12 protein-coding genes are annotated in these 20,254 nt (G+C 43.6%); 9 read left to right on the top strand and 3 right to left on the bottom strand.

Annotation, left to right across the window (positions count from 1 at the left end; all coding sequences use genetic code 11):
• The first annotated feature begins 16 nt into the window (after nucleotides 1-16).
• Together rny and GWR56_RS20320 are read left to right on the top strand one after the other, a co-directional pair.
• On the top strand, nucleotides 17-1,582 hold the full coding sequence (gene rny / locus GWR56_RS20325) for a ribonuclease Y (RefSeq protein ID WP_162433022.1): 1,566 nt from the start codon (nucleotides 17-19) through the stop codon (nucleotides 1,580-1,582).
• A 46-nt stretch (nucleotides 1,583-1,628) separates the two neighbouring features.
• The gene (locus GWR56_RS20320) at nucleotides 1,629-2,165 is read left to right on the top strand and encodes a DUF962 domain-containing protein (RefSeq protein ID WP_162433021.1); all 537 of its coding nucleotides are present in this window, start codon (nucleotides 1,629-1,631) and stop codon (nucleotides 2,163-2,165) included.
• A gap of 123 nt (nucleotides 2,166-2,288) precedes the next feature.
• Here GWR56_RS20320 and GWR56_RS20315 read toward each other — a convergent pair whose 3' ends face one another.
• A complete protein-coding gene (locus tag GWR56_RS20315) occupies nucleotides 2,289-4,043 on the bottom strand; it encodes a lysophospholipid acyltransferase family protein (RefSeq protein ID WP_162433020.1) in 1,755 nt (584 codons plus the stop codon).
• A gap of 55 nt (nucleotides 4,044-4,098) precedes the next feature.
• On the opposite strand from GWR56_RS20315, the gene GWR56_RS20310 reads away from it, so the two are divergent.
• Nucleotides 4,099-4,932 carry a ComEA family DNA-binding protein gene (locus tag GWR56_RS20310; protein WP_162433019.1) on the top strand — a complete coding sequence of 278 codons (834 nt, stop codon included), beginning with the start codon at nucleotides 4,099-4,101 and terminating at the stop codon, nucleotides 4,930-4,932.
• Nucleotides 4,929-5,456 (top strand): adenine phosphoribosyltransferase, encoded by a 528-nt coding sequence (locus tag GWR56_RS20305; protein WP_162433018.1) that lies wholly within the window; start codon nucleotides 4,929-4,931, stop codon nucleotides 5,454-5,456. Before GWR56_RS20310 ends, GWR56_RS20305 begins: the two co-directional genes overlap by 4 nt.
• A gap of 87 nt (nucleotides 5,457-5,543) precedes the next feature.
• Here the strand turns inward: GWR56_RS20305 and GWR56_RS20300 are convergent, their stop codons facing one another.
• The gene (locus GWR56_RS20300) at nucleotides 5,544-5,711 is read right to left on the bottom strand and encodes a hypothetical protein (protein WP_162433017.1); all 168 of its coding nucleotides are present in this window, start codon (nucleotides 5,709-5,711) and stop codon (nucleotides 5,544-5,546) included.
• Nucleotides 5,712-5,763: 52 nt separating this feature from the next.
• On the opposite strand from GWR56_RS20300, the gene GWR56_RS20295 reads away from it, so the two are divergent.
• The 5 genes from GWR56_RS20295 (at nucleotide 5,764) to GWR56_RS20275 (ending at nucleotide 19,149) form a co-directional block, all read left to right on the top strand.
• Nucleotides 5,764-7,383, top strand: a complete 1,620-nt coding sequence (locus tag GWR56_RS20295; RefSeq protein WP_162433016.1) for a DUF6377 domain-containing protein — start codon at nucleotides 5,764-5,766, stop codon at nucleotides 7,381-7,383.
• A 453-nt stretch (nucleotides 7,384-7,836) separates the two neighbouring features.
• Complete coding sequence (locus GWR56_RS20290) at nucleotides 7,837-10,872, top strand: SusC/RagA family TonB-linked outer membrane protein (RefSeq protein ID WP_162433015.1); 3,036 nt, start codon at nucleotides 7,837-7,839, stop codon at nucleotides 10,870-10,872.
• 13 nt (nucleotides 10,873-10,885) lie between these two features.
• The gene (locus GWR56_RS20285) at nucleotides 10,886-12,424 is read left to right on the top strand and encodes a RagB/SusD family nutrient uptake outer membrane protein (protein WP_162433014.1); all 1,539 of its coding nucleotides are present in this window, start codon (nucleotides 10,886-10,888) and stop codon (nucleotides 12,422-12,424) included.
• Between the two features lie 86 nt (nucleotides 12,425-12,510).
• Nucleotides 12,511-15,807: a VCBS repeat-containing protein gene (locus GWR56_RS20280; protein WP_162433013.1), complete on the top strand. Its 3,297-nt coding sequence runs from the start codon at nucleotides 12,511-12,513 to the stop codon at nucleotides 15,805-15,807.
• Nucleotides 15,808-15,813: 6 nt separating this feature from the next.
• The gene (locus tag GWR56_RS20275) at nucleotides 15,814-19,149 is read left to right on the top strand and encodes a VCBS repeat-containing protein (protein WP_162433012.1); all 3,336 of its coding nucleotides are present in this window, start codon (nucleotides 15,814-15,816) and stop codon (nucleotides 19,147-19,149) included.
• 6 nt (nucleotides 19,150-19,155) lie between these two features.
• Here the strand turns inward: GWR56_RS20275 and GWR56_RS20270 are convergent, their stop codons facing one another.
• Complete coding sequence (locus tag GWR56_RS20270; protein ID WP_162433011.1) at nucleotides 19,156-20,094, bottom strand: GyrI-like domain-containing protein; 939 nt, start codon at nucleotides 20,092-20,094, stop codon at nucleotides 19,156-19,158.
• Nucleotides 20,095-20,254 lie beyond the last annotated feature (160 nt).

Here is a 20,254-nt window from a genome sequence, read left to right as displayed (position 1 = left end):
ATAACCTAAATAACCAATGAACAATATATTATACATTATTATCGGGCTCCTTATGGGTGTCCCTACAGGGATCGTCATAGGGCGTTTCCTGCTACGCAAGCTTTTTAAAGACCAGGAAATAGGCGCCCAGAACAAAGTAAAAAAGATACTTAAGGATGCAGAGAATAACGCCGAAATATTAAAAAAGAACCGCCTTTTGGAAGCAAAAGAGAAGTTCTTACAAATGAAGGCCGAGCACGAACAGGACGTAAACGCAAAAAACAATGTGCTGAACCAGCGCGAGAACGGCATCAAGCAAAAAGAGCAATCGCTTAACCAGAAGCTGGAGAACATGAACCGCAAGGAGATTGAGCTGGATAATGCCCGTAAAAAACTGGAAGCCCAAACCGATATATTGGTAAAAAAGCAGGACGAAGTTGAGCATTTGAAGAACCAGCACGTTGCACAGCTTGAAACCATTGCAGGCCTGAGCGCCGAGGATGCCAAAAACCAATTGGTGGATAACCTGCGCGAAGAAGCCCGCAGTAAAGCTATGGCGCAAATAAAAGACATAGTTGACGAGGCCAAATTAACGGCAACTAAAGAAGCGAAGAAAATTGTTATTCAAACCATACAGCGTACCGCTACCGAAAGCGCTATCGAGAATACGGTGTCTATCTTCAATATCGAGAATGATGAGATAAAAGGCCGTATCATTGGCCGCGAAGGACGTAACATCCGTGCGCTGGAAGCAGCAACCGGTATTGAAATTATTGTGGATGACACCCCGGAAGCGATCATCCTGTCGGGTTTTGACCCGGTTAGGCGCGAGATTGCCCGTTTGGCTATGCACCGCCTGGTGACGGACGGACGTATCCACCCGGCGCGCATTGAAGAAGTGGTTGCCAAAACCAAAAAGCAGATAGAAGAAGAAATTGTTGAGATAGGTGAGCGGACCGTAATTGACCTGGGTATTACCGGTTTGCACCCCGAACTGATCAGGATGGTAGGGCGTATGCGTTATCGCTCTTCATACGGGCAAAACCTGTTGCAGCACTCGCGCGAGGTGGCTAACTTCTGCGCTACTATGGCCGCAGAGTTGGGCTTGAATGTGAAACTGGCCAAACGCGCGGGCCTACTGCACGATATTGGTAAAGTGCCTGATGATAACCCCGAATTGCCGCACGCTATTTTGGGCATGCAGCTTGCCGAAAAATATAAAGAACACCCCGAAGTATGTAATGCCATTGGCGCCCACCACGACGAGGTAGAAATGACATCAATGCTGTCGCCGATAATACAGGTTTGCGACGCCATATCAGGCGCAAGGCCGGGCGCACGCCGCGAGGTGGTAGAAAGTTACATCAAGCGCTTAAAAGAGCTTGAGGAGCTTGCTTTATCGTATCCGGGCGTCGAAAAAACATTCGCTATACAAGCCGGCCGCGAATTGCGGGTTGTGGTAGAGAGCGAAAAGATCTCGGATGCGCAATCTGAGATCCTGGCGGCAGATATATCAAACCGTATACAAACAGAAATGACCTATCCGGGCCAGATAAAAGTTACCGTTATCCGGGAAACCCGTTCAGTAGCATTTGCTAAGTAATAACCCACCAAACCCTCCCCTTCAGGGGAGGGCTTTTTATTCTTAAATGGGTAAGCAGCATTCAAATATCAAGACCACTTCAGCTAAGCCTGGCGATAAACGCAAGATCGAAGTTTATTTCGACCGTTTAGACACCAGTCACCAAAACCCTGCTAACCGGTTGCTTCATTACGTTTTTGTGCCGATAATGGTGCTGGGGATATTGGGTATGGCATGGGCACTGCCTTTCCCGCATATCGGCTTTTTGGGCAAATATAATGGCTACTTTAACTGGGCATCGTTTGTTATCGCCTTTGCCATATATTTCTATTTGAAGCTGTCACCACTCTTATCATACTTCGCGTTATTTTTGCTTTTTGGCCTCAGCTATGGCGTTATGCAGTTGGAGCAATACGAGAAAGCCGGCGGCACTCCTTTGGCCATGTTAAGCGTAGTAGCGTTGATAGTTGGGTTAACCGGGCAATTTATTGGCGGTAAAATTGAAGGGAACGAAGAATCATTTAACGACGATACCAAATTGCTGGCCGTAACCCCGCTATGGGTATTGTATAGTTTGACTAAAAGATTTGGATTGAGGTATTAGCCGTTTTCTACACGCGTCATTGCGCGGAGCGTAGCGACAAAGCAATCTCTTTAAGCAAGTCGCTTATACAAGGTGTACAACTATCCGAATGAGGTTGCTTGGTCCCCTCTGTGATAAGTGCGGTTAAAGGTTCTTCCCCAATTTCTCCAATATATCCTGCGGTACTTTTTGCAGGTCTAACACCAGGAAACCGTCCAGGCAATCGGCGAATTTAGGGTCGATATTGAAACTGATGATATGAGCGTTCAAGGCCAGGTACTGACGCAGCAGCACAGGCACCTTCATATTATGCGTCTCAATTTCCGATATCAGGTTGTCGAGCCCTTTAAATGAGTCGCCGCCCGATAGCAGCAGGTCGGTATCAATATTTTCCAGGTTCACCTTAAACTTTTTGCGGGGCTTTACATACTGCGCCATTTCGTGATCAAAATGGTTGCGGTTAATGTAATCTACAATAAGCGATTTACTGAACTGTGAGAATGAATTGCTGATGCTCACCGGACCTATCAGGTAACGATAGCGCGGATTATCTATCACAAACTTCAGGATGCCCTTCCATAGCAAAAACAATGGCAGGGGCTTGGTCTGATATTCTTTACGTATCCACGACCGGCCCAACTCAAGGCTTTTTTTCAGTATAGGGGTGAACTGCTCTTTTAGCTTAAATAATTCGTTAATGTAAAATCCCTTTTTTCCAACGCCATAAAATATCTCATCGCCCAGGCCAATGCGGTAAGCGCCCACTATTACTTTAGCCTCGGTATCCCAAATAAACAGGTGGTGGTAGTAAATATCGTATTCATCAAGGTCGGTAGCTTTATTGGTGCCTTCCCCAACCTCACGGAATGTGATCTCGCGCAGGCGGCCTATCTCGCGGATGATACAGGGTATTTGCGCGGTCGGGGCGATGAAAACTTCGTAGTTTTTCTCGGTCCAGATCTTATAGTTTTCGCGTAGTGGGGCAACTTCCTGCTCCAATCTGGCCGATGGTGTTTCGGGCACAATGGCTTGGGGCTGTTTTTTTATCTTAAAAAGGTTACGTGGGTTAAACAGCCTTTTTTCCTCGTCTAAACCGGCACCCAGTGCGTAAGTTTTGGCGCGCAAAAAGTTCAGTATTTTAGCGCTGTTTGCATTATCAGGTATATCCTCAACCTTTATGGGCTTACCAATGCGCAGCTTTATAGTGTGGCCCTGCTTGTTAAACAACTCCGATGGCAGCTTGGCGGTGCGCAGGGTGGGATGTATCAGGCTAAGTAGGTTAAACAGCACACCATTATTGCCATGAAAATATATGGGCACCACGGGCACTTTTGCCTTGGCTATGATCTTGCCCACTACCGGGTGCCAAAGCCTGTCGGTAACCTCTTGTTTTTCTATTTTAAAGGTAGATACTTCGCCCGCCGGGAAGATACCGATAGGCGTACCCTTTGCCAGTAGTTCCAACGTATTTTTTAGCCCGCTTATGCTTGACGAATGCTCAACGTTCTCAAAAGGGTTTACAGCGATAAAATAATCACTCAGGTTAGGTATCTTTTTTAGCAGAAAATTAGCCATCAGTTTGGCGTCGGGCCTAACCATGGTTAATATTTTAAGCAGTACCAGTCCTTCTATTCCGCCATAGGGGTGGTTGGCAATGGCTATAAAAGCGCCATTTTTAGGTATATGCTTTAACTCATTTTCGTCAAAATCGATTTCAATACCACAGCCTTTTAAAATAGCGTCGATAAACTCGGGGCCTTTTTTGGGTTGGGCCTGCGCAAACAGGTCATTCACCTGGTTTATTTTCATGAGCTCCATCAACAAAGCTGCCAGGCCGGGCATTTTAAGTTTATCCAGTTTGGTAGCCTTTGCAAACTCTTCGGTGGTTATTATTTTCATGCTAAAAGCAATAGATCTGTCGAAAATTATTAATTTAACAACTCAATGGCCGTTAATGAAAGCGCAGTTCAAAAATCACATCTCCCTTACTAAAAAAGAATGGAATGGCATGGTTGTGCTGCTGTTATTAATAGCGTCGGCGCTTGCCGCACCGTACGTTTATCAATGCTTTAGCAAAGATACTACAATAAACGTTACGGAATTCAAAAGCAATATAGCGGCGCTTAATAATGCCGGCCGGAAGTCTTTAAACAGCCTTAAAATGTCTCGAACCCCGCTTTTTAAGTTCAACCCCAATACCGCCGCCGCGGCTGACTGGCAAAAACTCGGGATTACAACTAAACAAGCGGAAACCATAAAAAACTATATAACCAAAGGCGGCCGATTTCGGAAGGCGGATGACTTAAAAAAAATATACGGTCTTACAACAAGCGATTATGAGCGCTTAGCGCCTTATGTTGTTATCCCGGAAGAGAAGGCCCCACCTACAGCACTTGTAGAATTAAATAGTGCCGATTCAGCCGGTTTAACATCCGTTGAGGGTGTTGGCCCTGCATTTGCAAAGCGTATCATATACTACCGCGAAAGGTTGGGGGGATTTGTTGCAAAAGAACAACTAAAGGAAGTTTATGGGATAGACGAGTTGAAGTATAAAGAGATAGCAGGGCAGGTTAGAGTTGATGCAGCTAACATTCGCAAGCTTAATATTAATACCATCAGCTTTGATAAATTGCGCCTGATGCCATACCTTAATTATAAGCAGGTGAATGCCATTATAGAATACCGCAAACAGCATGGCGACTATGCATCCATCAGCGATATGGAAAATATCGCCATTATTGATGCAGGAATTTTGCGTAAAATTGAACCTTATTTAATTTATAGATGATAGAGCAGCAAATTAAAACAGCTATACGCGATATTCGCGATTTCCCGAAGCCGGGCATCATATTTAAGGATATTACCCCTATATTAAAAGATCCGGCGCTTTGCGAAAAAATTAATGATGCCTTTATTGAAAAACTTCAGGGTATGCATATTGATGCCGTAGCGGGGGTAGAAAGCCGGGGTTTTTTGTTCGGCCTGGCCCTTGCAAACAGGTTGGGACTGCCGTTTATACCGGTGCGCAAAGCGGGTAAGCTGCCACATACCGTTAACCAGAAAGTTTACGATCTGGAGTATGGCACGGCTACTATAGAGATACACACCGACGCCTTTAACCCTGGCGACCGGATACTGATACATGACGACCTGCTGGCTACGGGCGGTACGGTAACAGCTGCCAGCGAGTTGATACAAGAGATGGGCGGCACTGTTGCGGGCTTTAGTTTTATAGTTGGATTAAGCTTTTTGAACGGCCTGCAAAAAATATCGCCCATTAGCGACAATATTACTGTATTAGCCAATTACTGATCCTCGCTTTTTATCGAGCCATTCCGGTATGTTTTAGCTATAAGATTTAAGAGATTTTTCTGTTAAATACAGCTGCCCGCATCTTATTTATACGCTGCGGGCTTTTTTATTAGGGGTTTTATAAAAATGTGTGTTTTGTAACAAATTTGGCAGATAATTAGTAATATTACGTTCAGGTAGATTTACCAGTTGATCTATAAAACCAAGCAAATTATAACCAGCGTTACCACTAATCAACTTGATCAGCAGCTGCATTTATGGCTTGTTTTATAGCGTTTAAGTTAAATCCCTTTTTTTGTAAACAAGTATGCGGTTTTTTCTGAAGGTTTTATTTACCCTGTCCCTGGCCTATCCTGTTATTACTATCGGCGCCGGTACAGACACCATTCTTACAGCGTTAAAAACCGAAATAAGTCGCAAAAACATATACGATAACGCCAAGCAGGCGCGCATACTCCGTTTAAAGAAATTACAACGCACCACCTCCAGACTCAATTATGCTAAGCAATATGATATTTGCCTGCAGTTATATGATGAATATAAATCGTACCAATACGATTCGGCGTATGTGTATGTAAATAAGCTCAAGGATATCAGCGTATCTATGAACGATATGTCGCGCGCGTATTACAGCCAGATAAAGCTTGGGTTTATTTTACTTTCATCCGGGATGTTCAAAGAAACCTTCGATAGTATGCGTGCGGTGGACCCGAAAGTGCTTAACGATTCGATGAAGGTGGAATATTATTTTATTATGTATCGCTGCAATACCGATCTTGCGAAATATAACAGCGATAAATATTTTGCCCCCGATTACATCAAAAAAGGCTACGCCTATATTGATTCGGCTATAAAGCTAAGCAAACCCGGCTCGGTAAACCGTATTTACTATACAGGGTTGAAACACGTTGCCGAGAATGATAATATAAACGGATCGCAGGAGCTTAGCAAACTTGCAGCGCCCAATGCGCCTGTATCTATGCACCTGCGGGCGATGATAACCTGCTCTTTGGGGCAGATTTACCTCAACAGCGACCGCAGGAAGGAGGGGGTAGCCTTGCTTGCACAATCGGCCATTGCTGATATTAAATCGTCGACGAAAGAGACTGTAGCGCTTTTCACCCTTGCCGAGCAGTTATATAAATCAGGTAATATAAAAGATGCTTATGCTTTTATCCAACTGGCTAAGGCTGATGCAGATTTTTATGGTGCAAGGCAGCGTAAAATACAGATTGGTGCCATTTTACCTTTGGTTGCGGCCGAAGAATTAAACCACTCTGAAAAAGAAAAACAAACCATCCTGATGTATTTGCTGGCTATTACGGCCCTTGCATCGTTAGTTATTTTGTTTTCGGTAATGATATATAAGCAACTGGGGAAACTTAAACACAAGGAACGCATTATTGAAGACCAGAACGTACAGTTAAAAGATATTAATTATAAACTGGTTGAAGACGCCCATATTAAGGAAGAATATATAGGTCAATTTTTCAAGATCATATCCGGCTATATACTAAAATTAGAGAAACTTAAAATGTCGGTTGATACCAAGTTATCTATAAAAAAGTATGACGACATCCGTCTGATAATCAACGGTATAAATATTAAGAAAGAGCGCGAGGCGTTATACTACAGCTTTGACCATATTTTTCTTAAGATATTTCCAAATTTTATCTCGGTATTTAATTCTCAGTTTGAAGAAAAAGACCAGATATGGCCGCATGAGCACGAGGTACTAAACACCGATCTGCGCATATTCGCCCTAATCCGCATGGGTATAAATGATAACGAAACCATTGCCAAGATCCTTGAATATTCTGTAAACACCATTTATGTATACAAGATGCGTATCAAAGCAAAGTCTAAAAATCCTGAACAGTTTGAACAGCGTATTATGGATATAAAAGCTGTTGATACCATTGGATAATGAAAACATGTTTCTGTATCATTTTAGATACTTTAAAAACTATATAGCATACTTTTTTAACATATTTTGCCCATAAAAGTGTTAATATTGATTATATTTTTCACTAAAAAAAGCAATATAAGTTACTGTAAATAAGCGTTTTAATGTTTATAAAGCTTATATTTTTTTATAAACGCACCAAAGTAGTAGGGAATGAGGCGCAGGACACACATCTTTGTATAGAGATAAAAAGTTTAGGCGACAAATGTTTATTTAACTTATATCCGATTGCTTTACAAAGCAAAGCTATAAACCAATATATACCGTACTAAGTATTAAGTTTTACAGGGACAGCCTATTACGCCGTGTCATTTTTTGTATGGCCGATTTTATATGCAACCCGAATATTTTATTAGTAAATAACAAAACCATGTACTAAATTTATATAACCAATTATTAATTAAACCACAAACTATGCAATTTAAACACTTACTCACATTATGTTTTTTTGCTTTAACCTGCCTCTTTGCTCAGCCGGTCCTGGCGCAAAACACAGCAATTACAGGTAAAGTAACTGATGCCAAGACCAGAGAGCCGCTGATCGGCGTATCTGTAGGCGCGGCAGGTGGTCTCGGAACATTAACCAGTGTTGATGGTACTTTCAGGCTTTCGGTACCGGCAGGAACTTCTGCCTTAACTTTTACCTACATTGGGTATAAAAGCTTAACGGTTCCGCTTAACGGCCAAACATCATTATCTGTTTCGCTCGAATCTTCAAGCACCTCTTTAAACGAGGTAGTTGTAATAGGTTACGGCAGCCAGCGTGTTAAAGATGCAACCGGTTCTGTAGCCTCGTTAAGCCCTAAAGATTTTAACAAGGGTGTTATAGCTACCCCCGAGCAGTTATTGCAGGGCCGTATTGCCGGCGTGCAGGTAACACCGGCAAGTGGCGAGCCGGGTGCAGGCGCTACCATAAACATACGTGGTGCCAGTTCTATCCGTTCGGGTAGCAGCCCGCTTTACGTAGTTGACGGCGTTCCGTTAGACAATGGCGGTACCTCCGGCGGTTTTGATAGCGGTGCAGGTAGCTCATCTGCACGTAACCCGCTGGCGTTTATCAACCCTGCGGATATCGAAAATGTATCAATATTGAAAGATGCATCGGCTTCTGCCATTTATGGTTCGCGTGGTGCAAACGGCGTTATATTAATTACTACCCGTAAAGGCCGCAAAGGGCAGGGCGTACAGTTCGGCGCAAGCACAAGCATTTCTAATGCCGCAAAAACTTACGATCTGCTTAATCGTCAGCAATTTTTAGCCGGCGTAAAAAGTGTTGGTTCAAACCCCGGCACTGTTGCTAAGGGTGGTGTAGATTATGGTGCTAATACCGATTGGCAAAAAGAAATACTGCGTACTGCCATATCTCAAAACTATAACTTAGCTTTTGGCGGTGCCAGCAATACCGGTAACTACCGCGCTTCAATAGGTTATGATAACCAGCAAGGTATCATAAAAAGAACCGACCTTAAACGTTTAACAGGTCGTTTAAACGCGTCGCAATCATTTTTTGGCGAGCGCTTAAAATTTGATCTGCAATCAACTATCTCTAATGTTAAAGACAGGTTTGCGCCAATTACCAACAACGCAGGCTTTAATGGTAGCTTAATTGGTGCTGCAATTCAAACTAACCCAACCATCCCTGTGTTTGACAGCGAGGGCAGGTACTTCTCATTAAACGGCTACGAAAATGGCTTCCCTAAAGGTAACACCTTCAGAAACCCGGTGTCATTATTAAACCAGATAGATGATACCGATAATGTTAACCGTTACCTGAATAACCTTACCATGACGATAAGATTATTTGAAGGCTTATCGTATAAAGGCAATGCCGGCGCGGATATAGCAAGGGGACAGCGGGAAACTTATTACGACCCTACCATCGTTGGTTTTACTGACGAATCGAACATAGGCGATTTTAAAGTTCCGTCGGCAACCGGCAACGGCCGCGGCATATTGGTACACAACGAAGTTACCAACTTAACAACTGAGCATACCTTAAACTATGATAAAAAATGGACCGACAACAGCTCAATCACAGCTTTGGTTGGTTATTCATATCAAACCTTTAAAAACTTTAACCGTGGTAACCTGGCCTGGGGCACTGCAACAGCCGGAGAGTTTGTGAAGGATTTTGACAAGTTTAAAAGCCACATGCCATACGATTTTAGTAACCGGAACGGCCTGGATAGCAGCAGCTATAAATTACAATCGTATTTTGCACGTGTAAATTACTCTTATAAAGATCGTTATATCGTAACTGCTACTGTAAGACGCGATGGTTCGTCTCGTTTTGGTACAAACAACCAATATGCAACTTTCCCGGCCCTGGCAGCTAAATGGCGCATAAGCAATGAAAGCTTTGCTCCAAAAAGCATATTTGATGATCTGAGCCTTCGTTTAAACTACGGTAAAACCGGTAACCAGGACTACCCTTCATATGCTTCAAAAAAATTAAGACAGAGCAATTATCTGGGTACTTCAAGCGCCACAATAGGCGCCGATAACCCCGACCTGAAATGGGAAACCCAAACCGCTTATGGTGCCGGTATTGATTTCAGCGTACTTAAAGGCCGTTTAAACGGTACCGTAGATTATTTCAACAAATCGCAGTCGGACCTTTTATTCTTAGACATACTTGCACAACCGGCTTCTTCTACAACCATCTGGAGAAACTTAGATGGTAATGTTAGAAATACCGGTGTTGAGGTAGGCTTAAACTTTGCCGCAGTACAGGGTAAGGATTTTACCTGGGATATTGCCTACAACATGACGTTTATAAAAAACAGGGTAGAAGATTTTGGTGCACGTAACGTAATTACCGGTAACATTGATGGCCAGGGCTTATCTGGTGCATACGCGCAGTTTATTGGTAACGGTTACCCGCTTTATAGCTTTAACGTTCCAAACTACTCTGGCTTAGGCCCTGATGGTTTCGGTATATACCCTCAAGGTATCGACGTATCGAGCATCCAAGGCAGCCCGCTGCCAACATTTACCGCTGGTTTAACAAACAGCTTCGGATATAAAAACTTTAACTTTAGCTTCTTCATGAACGGGGCTACCGGATTTTATATCTACAACAACACAGCTAACGCTTTCTTTTACAAAGGCAACCTTGTTAGTGGTCGTAACGTAACAAAAGCAGTAGCCATGACAAACGAAAATGCACTTAACTCTGGCGAGGTATCAACCCGTTTCTTAGAAAAAGGTGATTTCTTAAGGTTAAGCAACGCTACTGTTGGCTATACAGTGCCTGTAAACGGTAAGGTATTTAAAACACTCAGGTTCTCATTAACAGGCCAAAACCTGTTCCTGATTACTAACTACAGCGGCCTTGACCCAGAAATTAATACAAATAAAGAAAGAAATGGCGTGCCATCAAGAGGTATAGATTACACTTCTTATCCAAGCGCACGTACATTCACATTAGGTTTAAATGCAGGTTTCTAAAAAAAATATTAGTATGAAAAAAATAACATTAAGAGCGACGATTTGCAGTTTTGTTCTGTTAGCCACTGCAGGTTGCGCAAAATTAGATGAAAAAACATACGGCTCGGTAATTATAGATCCAAACAACGCATCGTCTACAGCGGATCTTAACGGGGTGTATTCTCAATTAAACGGTCAAACAGATCAGGCTAACACATATGCCCTGCAAGAGCACTCGACAGACGAAATGATGGGCCCGACACGTGGAACTGACTGGGGAGATTTTGGTACCTGGCGTAAGTTACACACACACACCTGGACACCGTCGCACAACCAGGTAAGCGATACCTGGGATCAGTTAAACATTGGGGTGTTCCGTGCAAGCCAGGTGATAGCCCGCGCTACTGATAACCAGATAAAAGCCGAAGCAAGCTTTTTGCGGGCTTACTTTATGTTCCAGGTAGTAGATTTGTACGGACAGCAACCCTTCCGCGATCCTGATGCTCCGAACTCTGCCATACCGGTTGTATTTAACAGGGCCGACGCTACAGCGTTCATCATCAAAGATCTTGAGTTTGCCGAAGCAAATTTAGGTGCTGCACCAAACATTGGTAAAGCAAGTAAAGCAGCAGCACAAGCATTATTAGCAAAAGTTTACTTGAACAAAGCGGTTTACACTGCAGCAACTGTGGGCGGGCCTTTCACTTTCCCTAAAGAGGATATGGATAAGGTTATAGAATATGCCAATAAAATTACAGCCGCAGGCTACACATTAGAGCCGGCTGGTAAATACTTCCAGGATTTTGCATGGGATAACTCTGAAAAATCTAACGGAAATATCTTCGGTATCTACAATACCCCATCAAACGTTCCGGGGTCGGCTAAAAACCGTTGGAAAATGGGCTTGCACTATAACCAAACACCAGATGGATGGAATGGCTTTACAACGCTTGCAGAGTTCTACAACTCGTTCCAGCCGTCAGATGAGCGCCGTGGTGTTGCTTATCCAGGCTTAACAGATAAGGTTGGTTTAAGGGCGGGTTTTGCTGTTGGTCAGCAATATGGCCCGGGCGGTAAAAAGTTAACACAACGTAGCGGTACGCCACTGGTGTTCACTCCCGAAGTTAACCTGAACTATTCTACCGAAGCACAGGGTATCAGGGTGTTCAAATACTTTCCACACCCAAATGCTGACGGAACTGTTACCGATAGCGGAGAAGATAACGACTACGTAATACTGCGTTACGCTGATGTGTTGTTAGAAAAAGCGGAAGCAATTATGCGCGGCGGTACCGATCCTAATGGCCAAACACCGTTGGCTATTGTTAACGCTATACGCACACCTCGCGGTGCGACAGCGTTAGGCAGTGTAACCGAAGCAGACCTGCTTGCAGAACGCGGCCGTGAGCTTTACTGGGAAGGCTGGAGAAGAAATGACCTTATCCGTTTTGGTAAATTTAACGATCCGGTTGATCAGCGCCCAAATGCTTCTGATAAAACACGCACTTTGTACCCTATACCACAACGTGCTGTTGATACCAACCCTAACTTGAAACAAAACCCAGGTTACTAACAGTTGAAACCAGTTTCCAATTAGTTATATTTGATTTTAAACGTAGCGAAGAGATTCGCTACGTTTGTTTTTTTGTATACTCTGCAATGTTAAAAAAAGCCAGCCTTTACCCCTTTGTCGCTATTTTTATAGCGCTGTCGGCCTGCCATAATAACGATGTGAAAAACCCGCTTTTTACGCTGCAGGATAATGCAGATTTGGGTGTGAATTTTATAAACCAATTGGTCGAAAAAGATCAAACCAACGTATTCACATTCCGTAATTATTATAATGGCGGCGGCGTAGCCATTGGCGATGTGAATAACGACGGGTTGAATGATATTTACCTTACCTCAAACCAGGGGGGCAATAAGCTATACCTGAACAGGGGAAACTGGAAATTTGACGATGTAACCGATAAGGCCGGGGTTAAAGGCACTAAATACTGGAGCACCGGCGTTACCATGGTTGACATTAACGGCGACGGATGGCTGGATATATACGTTTGCCATAGCGGTAACGTAATTGATAGAAAAGGGAATGAGCTTTTCATAAATCAGCATAACGGTACGTTCAAAGAAGAAGCTGAAAAATACGGTTTGGTGGATAACGGGCTGTCAACCCAGGCAATATTTTTTGATTTGGACAACGACGGCGATCTGGATTGTTTCGTTTTAAATAATTCGTTCAGGCCCATCGGATCGTTTGATTTCAGCCAGGACCTGCGGGCCCGCGTTGATGAACTTGGCGGGGCACATTTGTATCGTAACGATGGCGGGCACTTTACCAACATTACCAAACAGGCTGGTATATTTTCAAGTGATATAGGCTTTGGTTTGGGCGTATCTGTTGCCGATGTTAACCAGGACGGGTACCCCGATATTTACGTTTCAAACGACTTTTTTGAGCGCGATTACCTCTACATTAATCAACACAACGGTACTTTTAAGGAAGATATCCAATCTGAAATGGGGCACTTGAGCCTCGCATCAATGGGGGCTGATATTGCCGATATCAATAACGATGGCCACCCGGATATTTTTACTACCGAGATGTTACCCGAAGGCGACAAGCGCCTGAAACAAATGACCTCCTTCGAATCATTTGATGTAATTAAGCTTAAACAGCACGATGGGTACTACAACCAGTTTATGCAAAACTGTCTGCAATTGAACAATGGAGATGGCACATTCTCTGAAATTGCGTTCAAGGCAGGGGTTAGTGCTACCGACTGGAGTTGGGGCGCACTTTTTTTTGATATGGATAACGATGGCTGGAAAGACATTTTTGTATCAAACGGGATATTTAAAGATCTTACCGACCAGGATTATATCGAGTTTTTGGGCAATCGCGAAAGCATGGATAAAATTGCCGAAAAGCGGAAGTTTAACTATAAAGACTTCGCCGATAAAATGGTATCAACTCCGCTGGTAAACTACGCCTATGCGAATAACCGCGACCTTACTTTTACCAACAAAGTAAAGGAATACGGGCTGGATAAAGCTGCTTTTAGCAACGGCGCCGCATACGGCGACCTTGATAACGATGGTGATAACGACCTTATAGTAAACAATGTAAACTCGCCGCTTTTTATTTATAAAAATAATGCCGAAAAGCTGCATAATAATTACACACAGCTAAAATTACAAGGAGAGGGGCTTAACCGCTTTGGGGTGGGAGCCACCATAAAGGTGTTTGCCAAAAATGCGTCGGTGATGTATTATCAGCAGCCAACCCGGGGTTTCGAAAGCAGCACATCGCCCAACCTGATCACCATAGGTATAGGTAAGATAACCAAGGCCGACTCAGTACAAGTGATATGGCCGGGCGGTAAGTGCCAGGTTGTAAAAAACGTTCCCGCAAACAAAGCCTACACGTTTAAAATTGCCGATGCTAAACTACAGTACAATTTTGAGAAACCGGCTGTAAAGACACTGTTTACCGAAACTGCCACAACCCTGTTCGACACCGTCCCAAAGCACACCGAAGACAGCTTTATTGATTTTGATAACGAGCGACTGATGCTGCAAATGCTATCAACCGAAAACCCGTATATGGCAAAGGGCGATATCAATAAAGACGGCCTCACCGATTTTTATTTCGGCAGTTCAAAAGATAGTCCGGCTGCTATATATGTTCAGCAAAAGAACGGCAGGTTTAAGCAATACATCCCGCCTGATCTGGAAAAACAAGTGTATCTTGAAAACGCCGGCGCCGCATTTGGCGATTTTGACGGCGATGGTGATGAAGACCTGATCATTGGTGTGGGTGGCAATGCCGAAGAGGCGGGCACAAATATCTATTTTCCGCGGTTTTACGAAAACGACGGTAAGGGCAACTTGCATCGTAATCCGCAAAAAGCCATTCCTGTGTCGGTGAACGCGTCGGTAATAGCAGCCTGCGATTATGATAAGGATGGGCACCCCGATCTGTTTATTGGCGGGCGCAGTGTGCCCGGCACTTACGCCGTATCGCCGAACTCCTACGTCATGCACAACGATGGTAAAGGCAACTTTACCGATGTAACCAAACAAGTGTTAGGTGACATAAAACCCGGGATGGTTACGGCGGCCCAGTGGGCAGATATTGACGGCAACGGCTACCCCGATCTGGTAATTGCAGGCAATTGGATGGGCATTAAAATTTACCGCAATAATAACGGCAAATTTACGCCGGATAATCAACTCGACGGTTACAAAGGATGGTGGAGCAGCCTTGCAATTGCAGATATCAACAACGATGGGAAATTAGATATTATAGCGGGTAACCTGGGCCTGAACTCCAAATTTAGGGCAACTCAGGCCGAACCTATGAAGATATATATAACGGATTTTGACGGCAACGGAACAAAGGAGTGCATTACATCAATATATCGCCAGCATAAACCTTATGTGTTTCACATGAAGCCCGACCTTACCGGCCAGATACCCATGTTGAAAAAGAAGTATCTGAAATACGCAGATTACGCAGGGAAGCCCTTTGACGAAGTTTTCACTGAGGAGATGTTATCAGGAGCTGAAATGCATGAAATAAATTATCTGGCCTCAGCGGTGTTTATCAACAATGGCAATAACAAATTTATAGATAACCCGCTGCCATACCACGCGCAGCTCTCAAACGTGGGCACTATTTTGTGCGATGATATCGACCATAGCGGCACGCCGTCTATTATGCTTGGCGGTAACTTTTATGGCTTTAAGCCGGAGGTAGGCCGCCTTGATGCAAGTTACGGGCAAATTTATAAGTATACTAAAAAGGGATTTGTTTATATTCCGCCTGCAATAAGTGGCGTTAAACTTAACGGTCAGGTAAGGTCATCATTGATGATAAAAAACAGCCGGGGAGATAAGTACTACTTATTTGGGATGAATGATGATAAGCTTAAAGCTTACAAACTACGTTAAGCATATATGCTAAAGGCTAAACTATTCAAAAAACAGATCGTAATAATTTGCTGTGTTGCGCTTGCAGGCGCTATTGTGTGGATTTCGTGCAAAACAAAAAAAAGCGGCAATGGCATTTTTAAGCTCCTTACAGCGGAACAGACCCACGTCGACTTTGTAAACAAGAACACCGTTACCGACTCGGTGAACATACTCGACTACCTGTACTTTTATAATGGCGCCGGGGTAGCAACAGCCGATTTTAACAACGATGGGCTCGAGGATATTTACTTTGTATCAAACCAGAGCCCTAATAAACTTTATCTGAATAAAGGCGGGCTGAAGTTTGAAGATATAACGGCAAAAGCAGGCGTGGCCGGTACGGGTAACTGGAAAACCGGCGTGACCGTTGTTGATATAAATGGTGATGGTTTAAAGGATATTTATGTTTGCGTAGTGGCCAACTTTAAAGGTTTTAAGGGGCATAACCAGTTATATATAAATAACGGCGACCTTACTTTTACCGAGAGCGCCGCTAAGTACGGACTCGATTTTTCGGGCTTCTCTACCCAGGCTTCCTTTACAGATTACGATAAGGATGGCGATCTGGACATGTTTTTGTTAACATCATCCGTACATAGTAACGATACCTATGGCGACTCTACCCTTCGTTTTAAAACCAGCCATGATGCGGGCGACCACCTGTTTCGTAACGACGGCAACAAGTTTACAGATGTAACCGCCGGGTCGGGCATATACTCCGCACCGATAGGTTACGGGCTGGGCATTAGCGTGGGCGACCTGAACAACGATGGATGGGATGATATTTATGTAAGTAACGATTTTTTTGAGCAGGATTACTACTATATCAACCAAAAAAACGGAACATTTAAAGAGGAAATGAAAAATGCCTTTGGGCATACCAGCTTATTTTCAATGGGCAACACCTTAAGCGATGTTAATAAGGACGGCCACCTTGATGTGATTAGCACCGATATGCTGCCCGAGGAAATGAGGGCGCTAAAATCAACCATAAACGATGAACCTCTTGATATTTATAACCAGGAGGTTAATGCGGGGTATTATTATCAATACTCCAAAAACAGTTTACAGTTGAATGTGGGCAACGGTAAAAAATTTGTTGACCTGGCCCTGTATTCGGGCGTGTCGGCAACCGACTGGACGTGGTCGCCGCTGGTGCAGGATTTTGACATGGATGGCCGTAAGGACATGTTTTTTTCGAACGGAATAAAAAAACGTTTGAACGATATGGACTACCTGAAGTATCTGGGCGACCCTAACGTTATTAAAGACTTTAAAACCAGCCGGTTTTTTGATAAGGAGAAAATAAATTTAATGCCTGATGGTGATGTGCACAACTACCTGTACCATGGCGGGGATAAGCTGAAGTTTGAGGATGTATCTGCAGGCAACGACATGAAGGACCCGTCTATATCTGCAGGCGCGGTAGCGGTTGACCTGGATAACGACGGCGACCTTGAGCTGGTAACCAATAATATGGACGCGCCGGCTTATATTTATCAAAACATGACGATGGAAAACAGCAAGGAAGCCAAGCCGTCGTTCGTCAAATTAAGCGTTAAATACACCAAAGCCAACCCCGATGGCGTGGGCGCCAAGCTATTTATGCGGTCGGTAAGGCAGGTAGACCATCAGGAGATACAAACCAGTACCGCTTATGAAAGTACACAGGGCAATAACCTGCTCTTCACCTTTTTGCCCGGCGACAAACCGGTAGAACTGATGGTGCTTTGGCCTGATAACTCGTATCAGCTGATCAGGGATTTTGCCCTAAACAAAAAGACCGTTATAACTTATGTAAAAGAAAAAACGCAGACGGTGGCGGATGTAGGGCAATTTATTACCGGCTACATACAAGGCCATAGTGAATTTACCTATACGGATGTAAAGGCAAATGTTTTAGCTACGTTGCAACCGTTTGAAACGCCCGACTTTAATTACTATAATCTTTTACCACACACCTATTTGCCACATACGCCGGCCATAGCGGTTGCCGATGCCAATAACGATGGTATCGATGATATTTATGTTGGCGGAATAGCGGGAGAAGAAAAATATATTTTAGCAGGCAACAAGGGCGGTACATTTAAAAAGATAGCTGTTGAAGCATTTAACCAGTTTAAAGATCATGGTGATACCGAAGCCCAGTGGGCCGATATAAATAACGACGGCTTGACCGACCTGATAGTGCTGACTGCCAATCACCCTTTTATCGAGTTTGAAAAAACAACACCTCCGCGGCTTTTTATCAACAAGGGTAATTTCAAATTTGAATACAAGGCTTTGCCCAAAGTAAATGCGCTGGTATCAAAAATACTGGTTTACGATTTTGATGGTAACGGGCAAAACGATCTGTTTTTTAGCAGCACCATACCTTTTCGCGACTACACCATGGCGGCAACATCGGTAGTGTTATTGAATAAGGGGGGGGGCGATTTCAATGTAGCTCCTGCAAAGCAATTCGCTGATTTAACCGGTATACGCTTTATAAGCAATATTTCTACAGCAGATATCGATCATAATGGCGCCGACGATATTATCATCAGTTCGGAATGGCAGCCTGTGCATATATTCCTGAACAAAAACAAAAAGTTGGTCAAGTTCTCTTCGGCACTGCTTGACGGCCAAACCGGCTGGTGGCAATCGGCAATTGTGACCGATATAGACGGAGATGGTAAGGCCGATCTGTTGGCTGGTAATTGGGGCGCCAATAACAAATATAACGTAAACCCCGATCAGCCGTTATATGCCTACAATAATGATGTAGATAAGGATGGTAAGAATGACCTGATACTATCCTACTTTTATAAAGGTGAGTATTATCCTTTCCGCCCGAAGAACGATTTGGAGCAGGAACTGCCCTACCTGAAAAAAGAATTTCTCAGCTATCAGAAAATGGCGGATAAAACTACTTCCGAAATTTTTAAAGATAACCTTACCGATAGCGGCCGGTTAACTGCTAATCAGTTCAGTACTATTTTTATAAGCGATGTTTTAAACGCTAAAGAAATTACTGCGCTCCCTTATTTGTACCAGCAGGCGCCTGTGCGGTCAATTCTTCCGATAAATAACAAGCAAGGCGACGTTTTGCTGAATGGTAACTTTTGGGGAGTTGTGCCATACGAAGGGAAATATGACGCTTTGGGGTTGGTAACCGCCCATTATGACAGGCGCACAAAACAGTTTGCCATGCCCGAATATTGGTTGAATGATATGTTCAACTCGCAGGAAATAACACACCTGTACCCTTACAAAAACAACAGCGGTAGCGGCTACATTATTACTACCTACGATGGCAAGTTAATGCTCATAACCAAATAAGCGCATTTAAAAAATAGGCCAGTAAATTCTGGTTGTCCATTTAGTGGTATCTTTTTCGGCAAGCCTGTTGGTTATCAATAATTCATATGGCATTGCCGGCGATATTAACCCGTGGTCTTTTTGATAGCGCTTAACCTGTCTGAAAGCATTGGCAACCGTATTTTTACCGCCTGTAACCTCGGCTTCCAAAACGTTCCCGCCTTTAACCAACCTGTTTATTACGGTATTGGCCCCTGGTGTTATTTGCTTGTCAACAGGGATAGCCACCATCACCGCGTATCCATTTTTTTCGTCCTTATGAACGTTCATCATGGGCGAATCTAAGGCCAGGGCACCCTGTGTTATTATTTGCTTTTTAAGGTCGCTTACCAAACTGTAAATAACCGTAGGGGTAGGGTAACTTGCGGTGTGCGTGGTCGACGCCAATACAATAGGATTTTTGATTTTGGCAAGTTTTATGTTCATGCCGTAAACGTTCTTTTCTGTTTGCATGAATCTTTTAAAAGCAGTTAATAAAGTGTCGATGTTTTTTGTCAGGCGTTTAATTTTTATGTATTGGGCAATACGTAAAAAAGGATTAGTGCTGCTTTGCATCTCGGTAAACCAGGTAACCTCGCACATGCCTTCGCCTGTTGTAGCGTAAATAACCTGGCTGTTAAGTTCAATATTGCCGCGCCTGATGGTTAGCCTCATCTCGCTGTTGGTGCTTTCAAGTAAGTGATAGCTGGCGCCCTGGTACATATACAAACTGCTGTCGCTTGTGTTATGCTGGCCCGGCCACCACTTACTCCACGGCTTTTTATTAACCAGGAACCTTGCCACATTTATGTCGGTAGCATCTATTTCAATAACACGCGCCGTTTTTATTTTTTGAGGGATGATGTAGTAAATACTTATAAAGGCTAAAAGCAGTAAGCCTATTGCTATCAGGGCTGGTTTTTTCATATAAAATACACAAACAATAAAACGGCGCCAAAAGCCGTTTCGGGTGGCTAATTTGCGCCGTAAAAGTAATTATTTAAGCGGGTTAATATCAAACAATTTATGTGCTTATCAATTGGCGAAAAAACTCTATATTAGCCTGTAATCCAAGAAAACCGATGTG

The organism is Mucilaginibacter sp. 14171R-50, from assembly GCF_010093045.1.
Taxonomy (GTDB): Bacteria; Bacteroidota; Bacteroidia; order Sphingobacteriales; family Sphingobacteriaceae; genus Mucilaginibacter.
This window is presented reverse-complemented; position numbering and strand designations above follow the sequence as displayed.

Coding starts and splice junctions, on each gene's coding strand:
- GWR56_RS20305 (WP_162433018.1), top strand. CDS start 4,929: ATGATAGAGCAGCAAATTAAAACAGCTATACGCGATATTCGCGATTTC.
- GWR56_RS20290 (WP_162433015.1), top strand. CDS start 7,837: ATGCAATTTAAACACTTACTCACATTATGTTTTTTTGCTTTAACCTGC.
- GWR56_RS20315 (WP_162433020.1), bottom strand. CDS start 4,043: ATGAAAATAATAACCACCGAAGAGTTTGCAAAGGCTACCAAACTGGAT.
- GWR56_RS20285 (WP_162433014.1), top strand. CDS start 10,886: ATGAAAAAAATAACATTAAGAGCGACGATTTGCAGTTTTGTTCTGTTA.
- GWR56_RS20275 (WP_162433012.1), top strand. CDS start 15,814: ATGCTAAAGGCTAAACTATTCAAAAAACAGATCGTAATAATTTGCTGT.
- GWR56_RS20295 (WP_162433016.1), top strand. CDS start 5,764: ATGCGGTTTTTTCTGAAGGTTTTATTTACCCTGTCCCTGGCCTATCCT.
- GWR56_RS20280 (WP_162433013.1), top strand. CDS start 12,511: ATGTTAAAAAAAGCCAGCCTTTACCCCTTTGTCGCTATTTTTATAGCG.
- GWR56_RS20300 (WP_162433017.1), bottom strand. CDS start 5,711: ATGCAGCTGCTGATCAAGTTGATTAGTGGTAACGCTGGTTATAATTTG.
- GWR56_RS20310 (WP_162433019.1), top strand. CDS start 4,099: ATGAAAGCGCAGTTCAAAAATCACATCTCCCTTACTAAAAAAGAATGG.
- rny (WP_162433022.1), top strand. CDS start 17: ATGAACAATATATTATACATTATTATCGGGCTCCTTATGGGTGTCCCT.
- GWR56_RS20270 (WP_162433011.1), bottom strand. CDS start 20,094: ATGAAAAAACCAGCCCTGATAGCAATAGGCTTACTGCTTTTAGCCTTT.
- GWR56_RS20320 (WP_162433021.1), top strand. CDS start 1,629: ATGGGTAAGCAGCATTCAAATATCAAGACCACTTCAGCTAAGCCTGGC.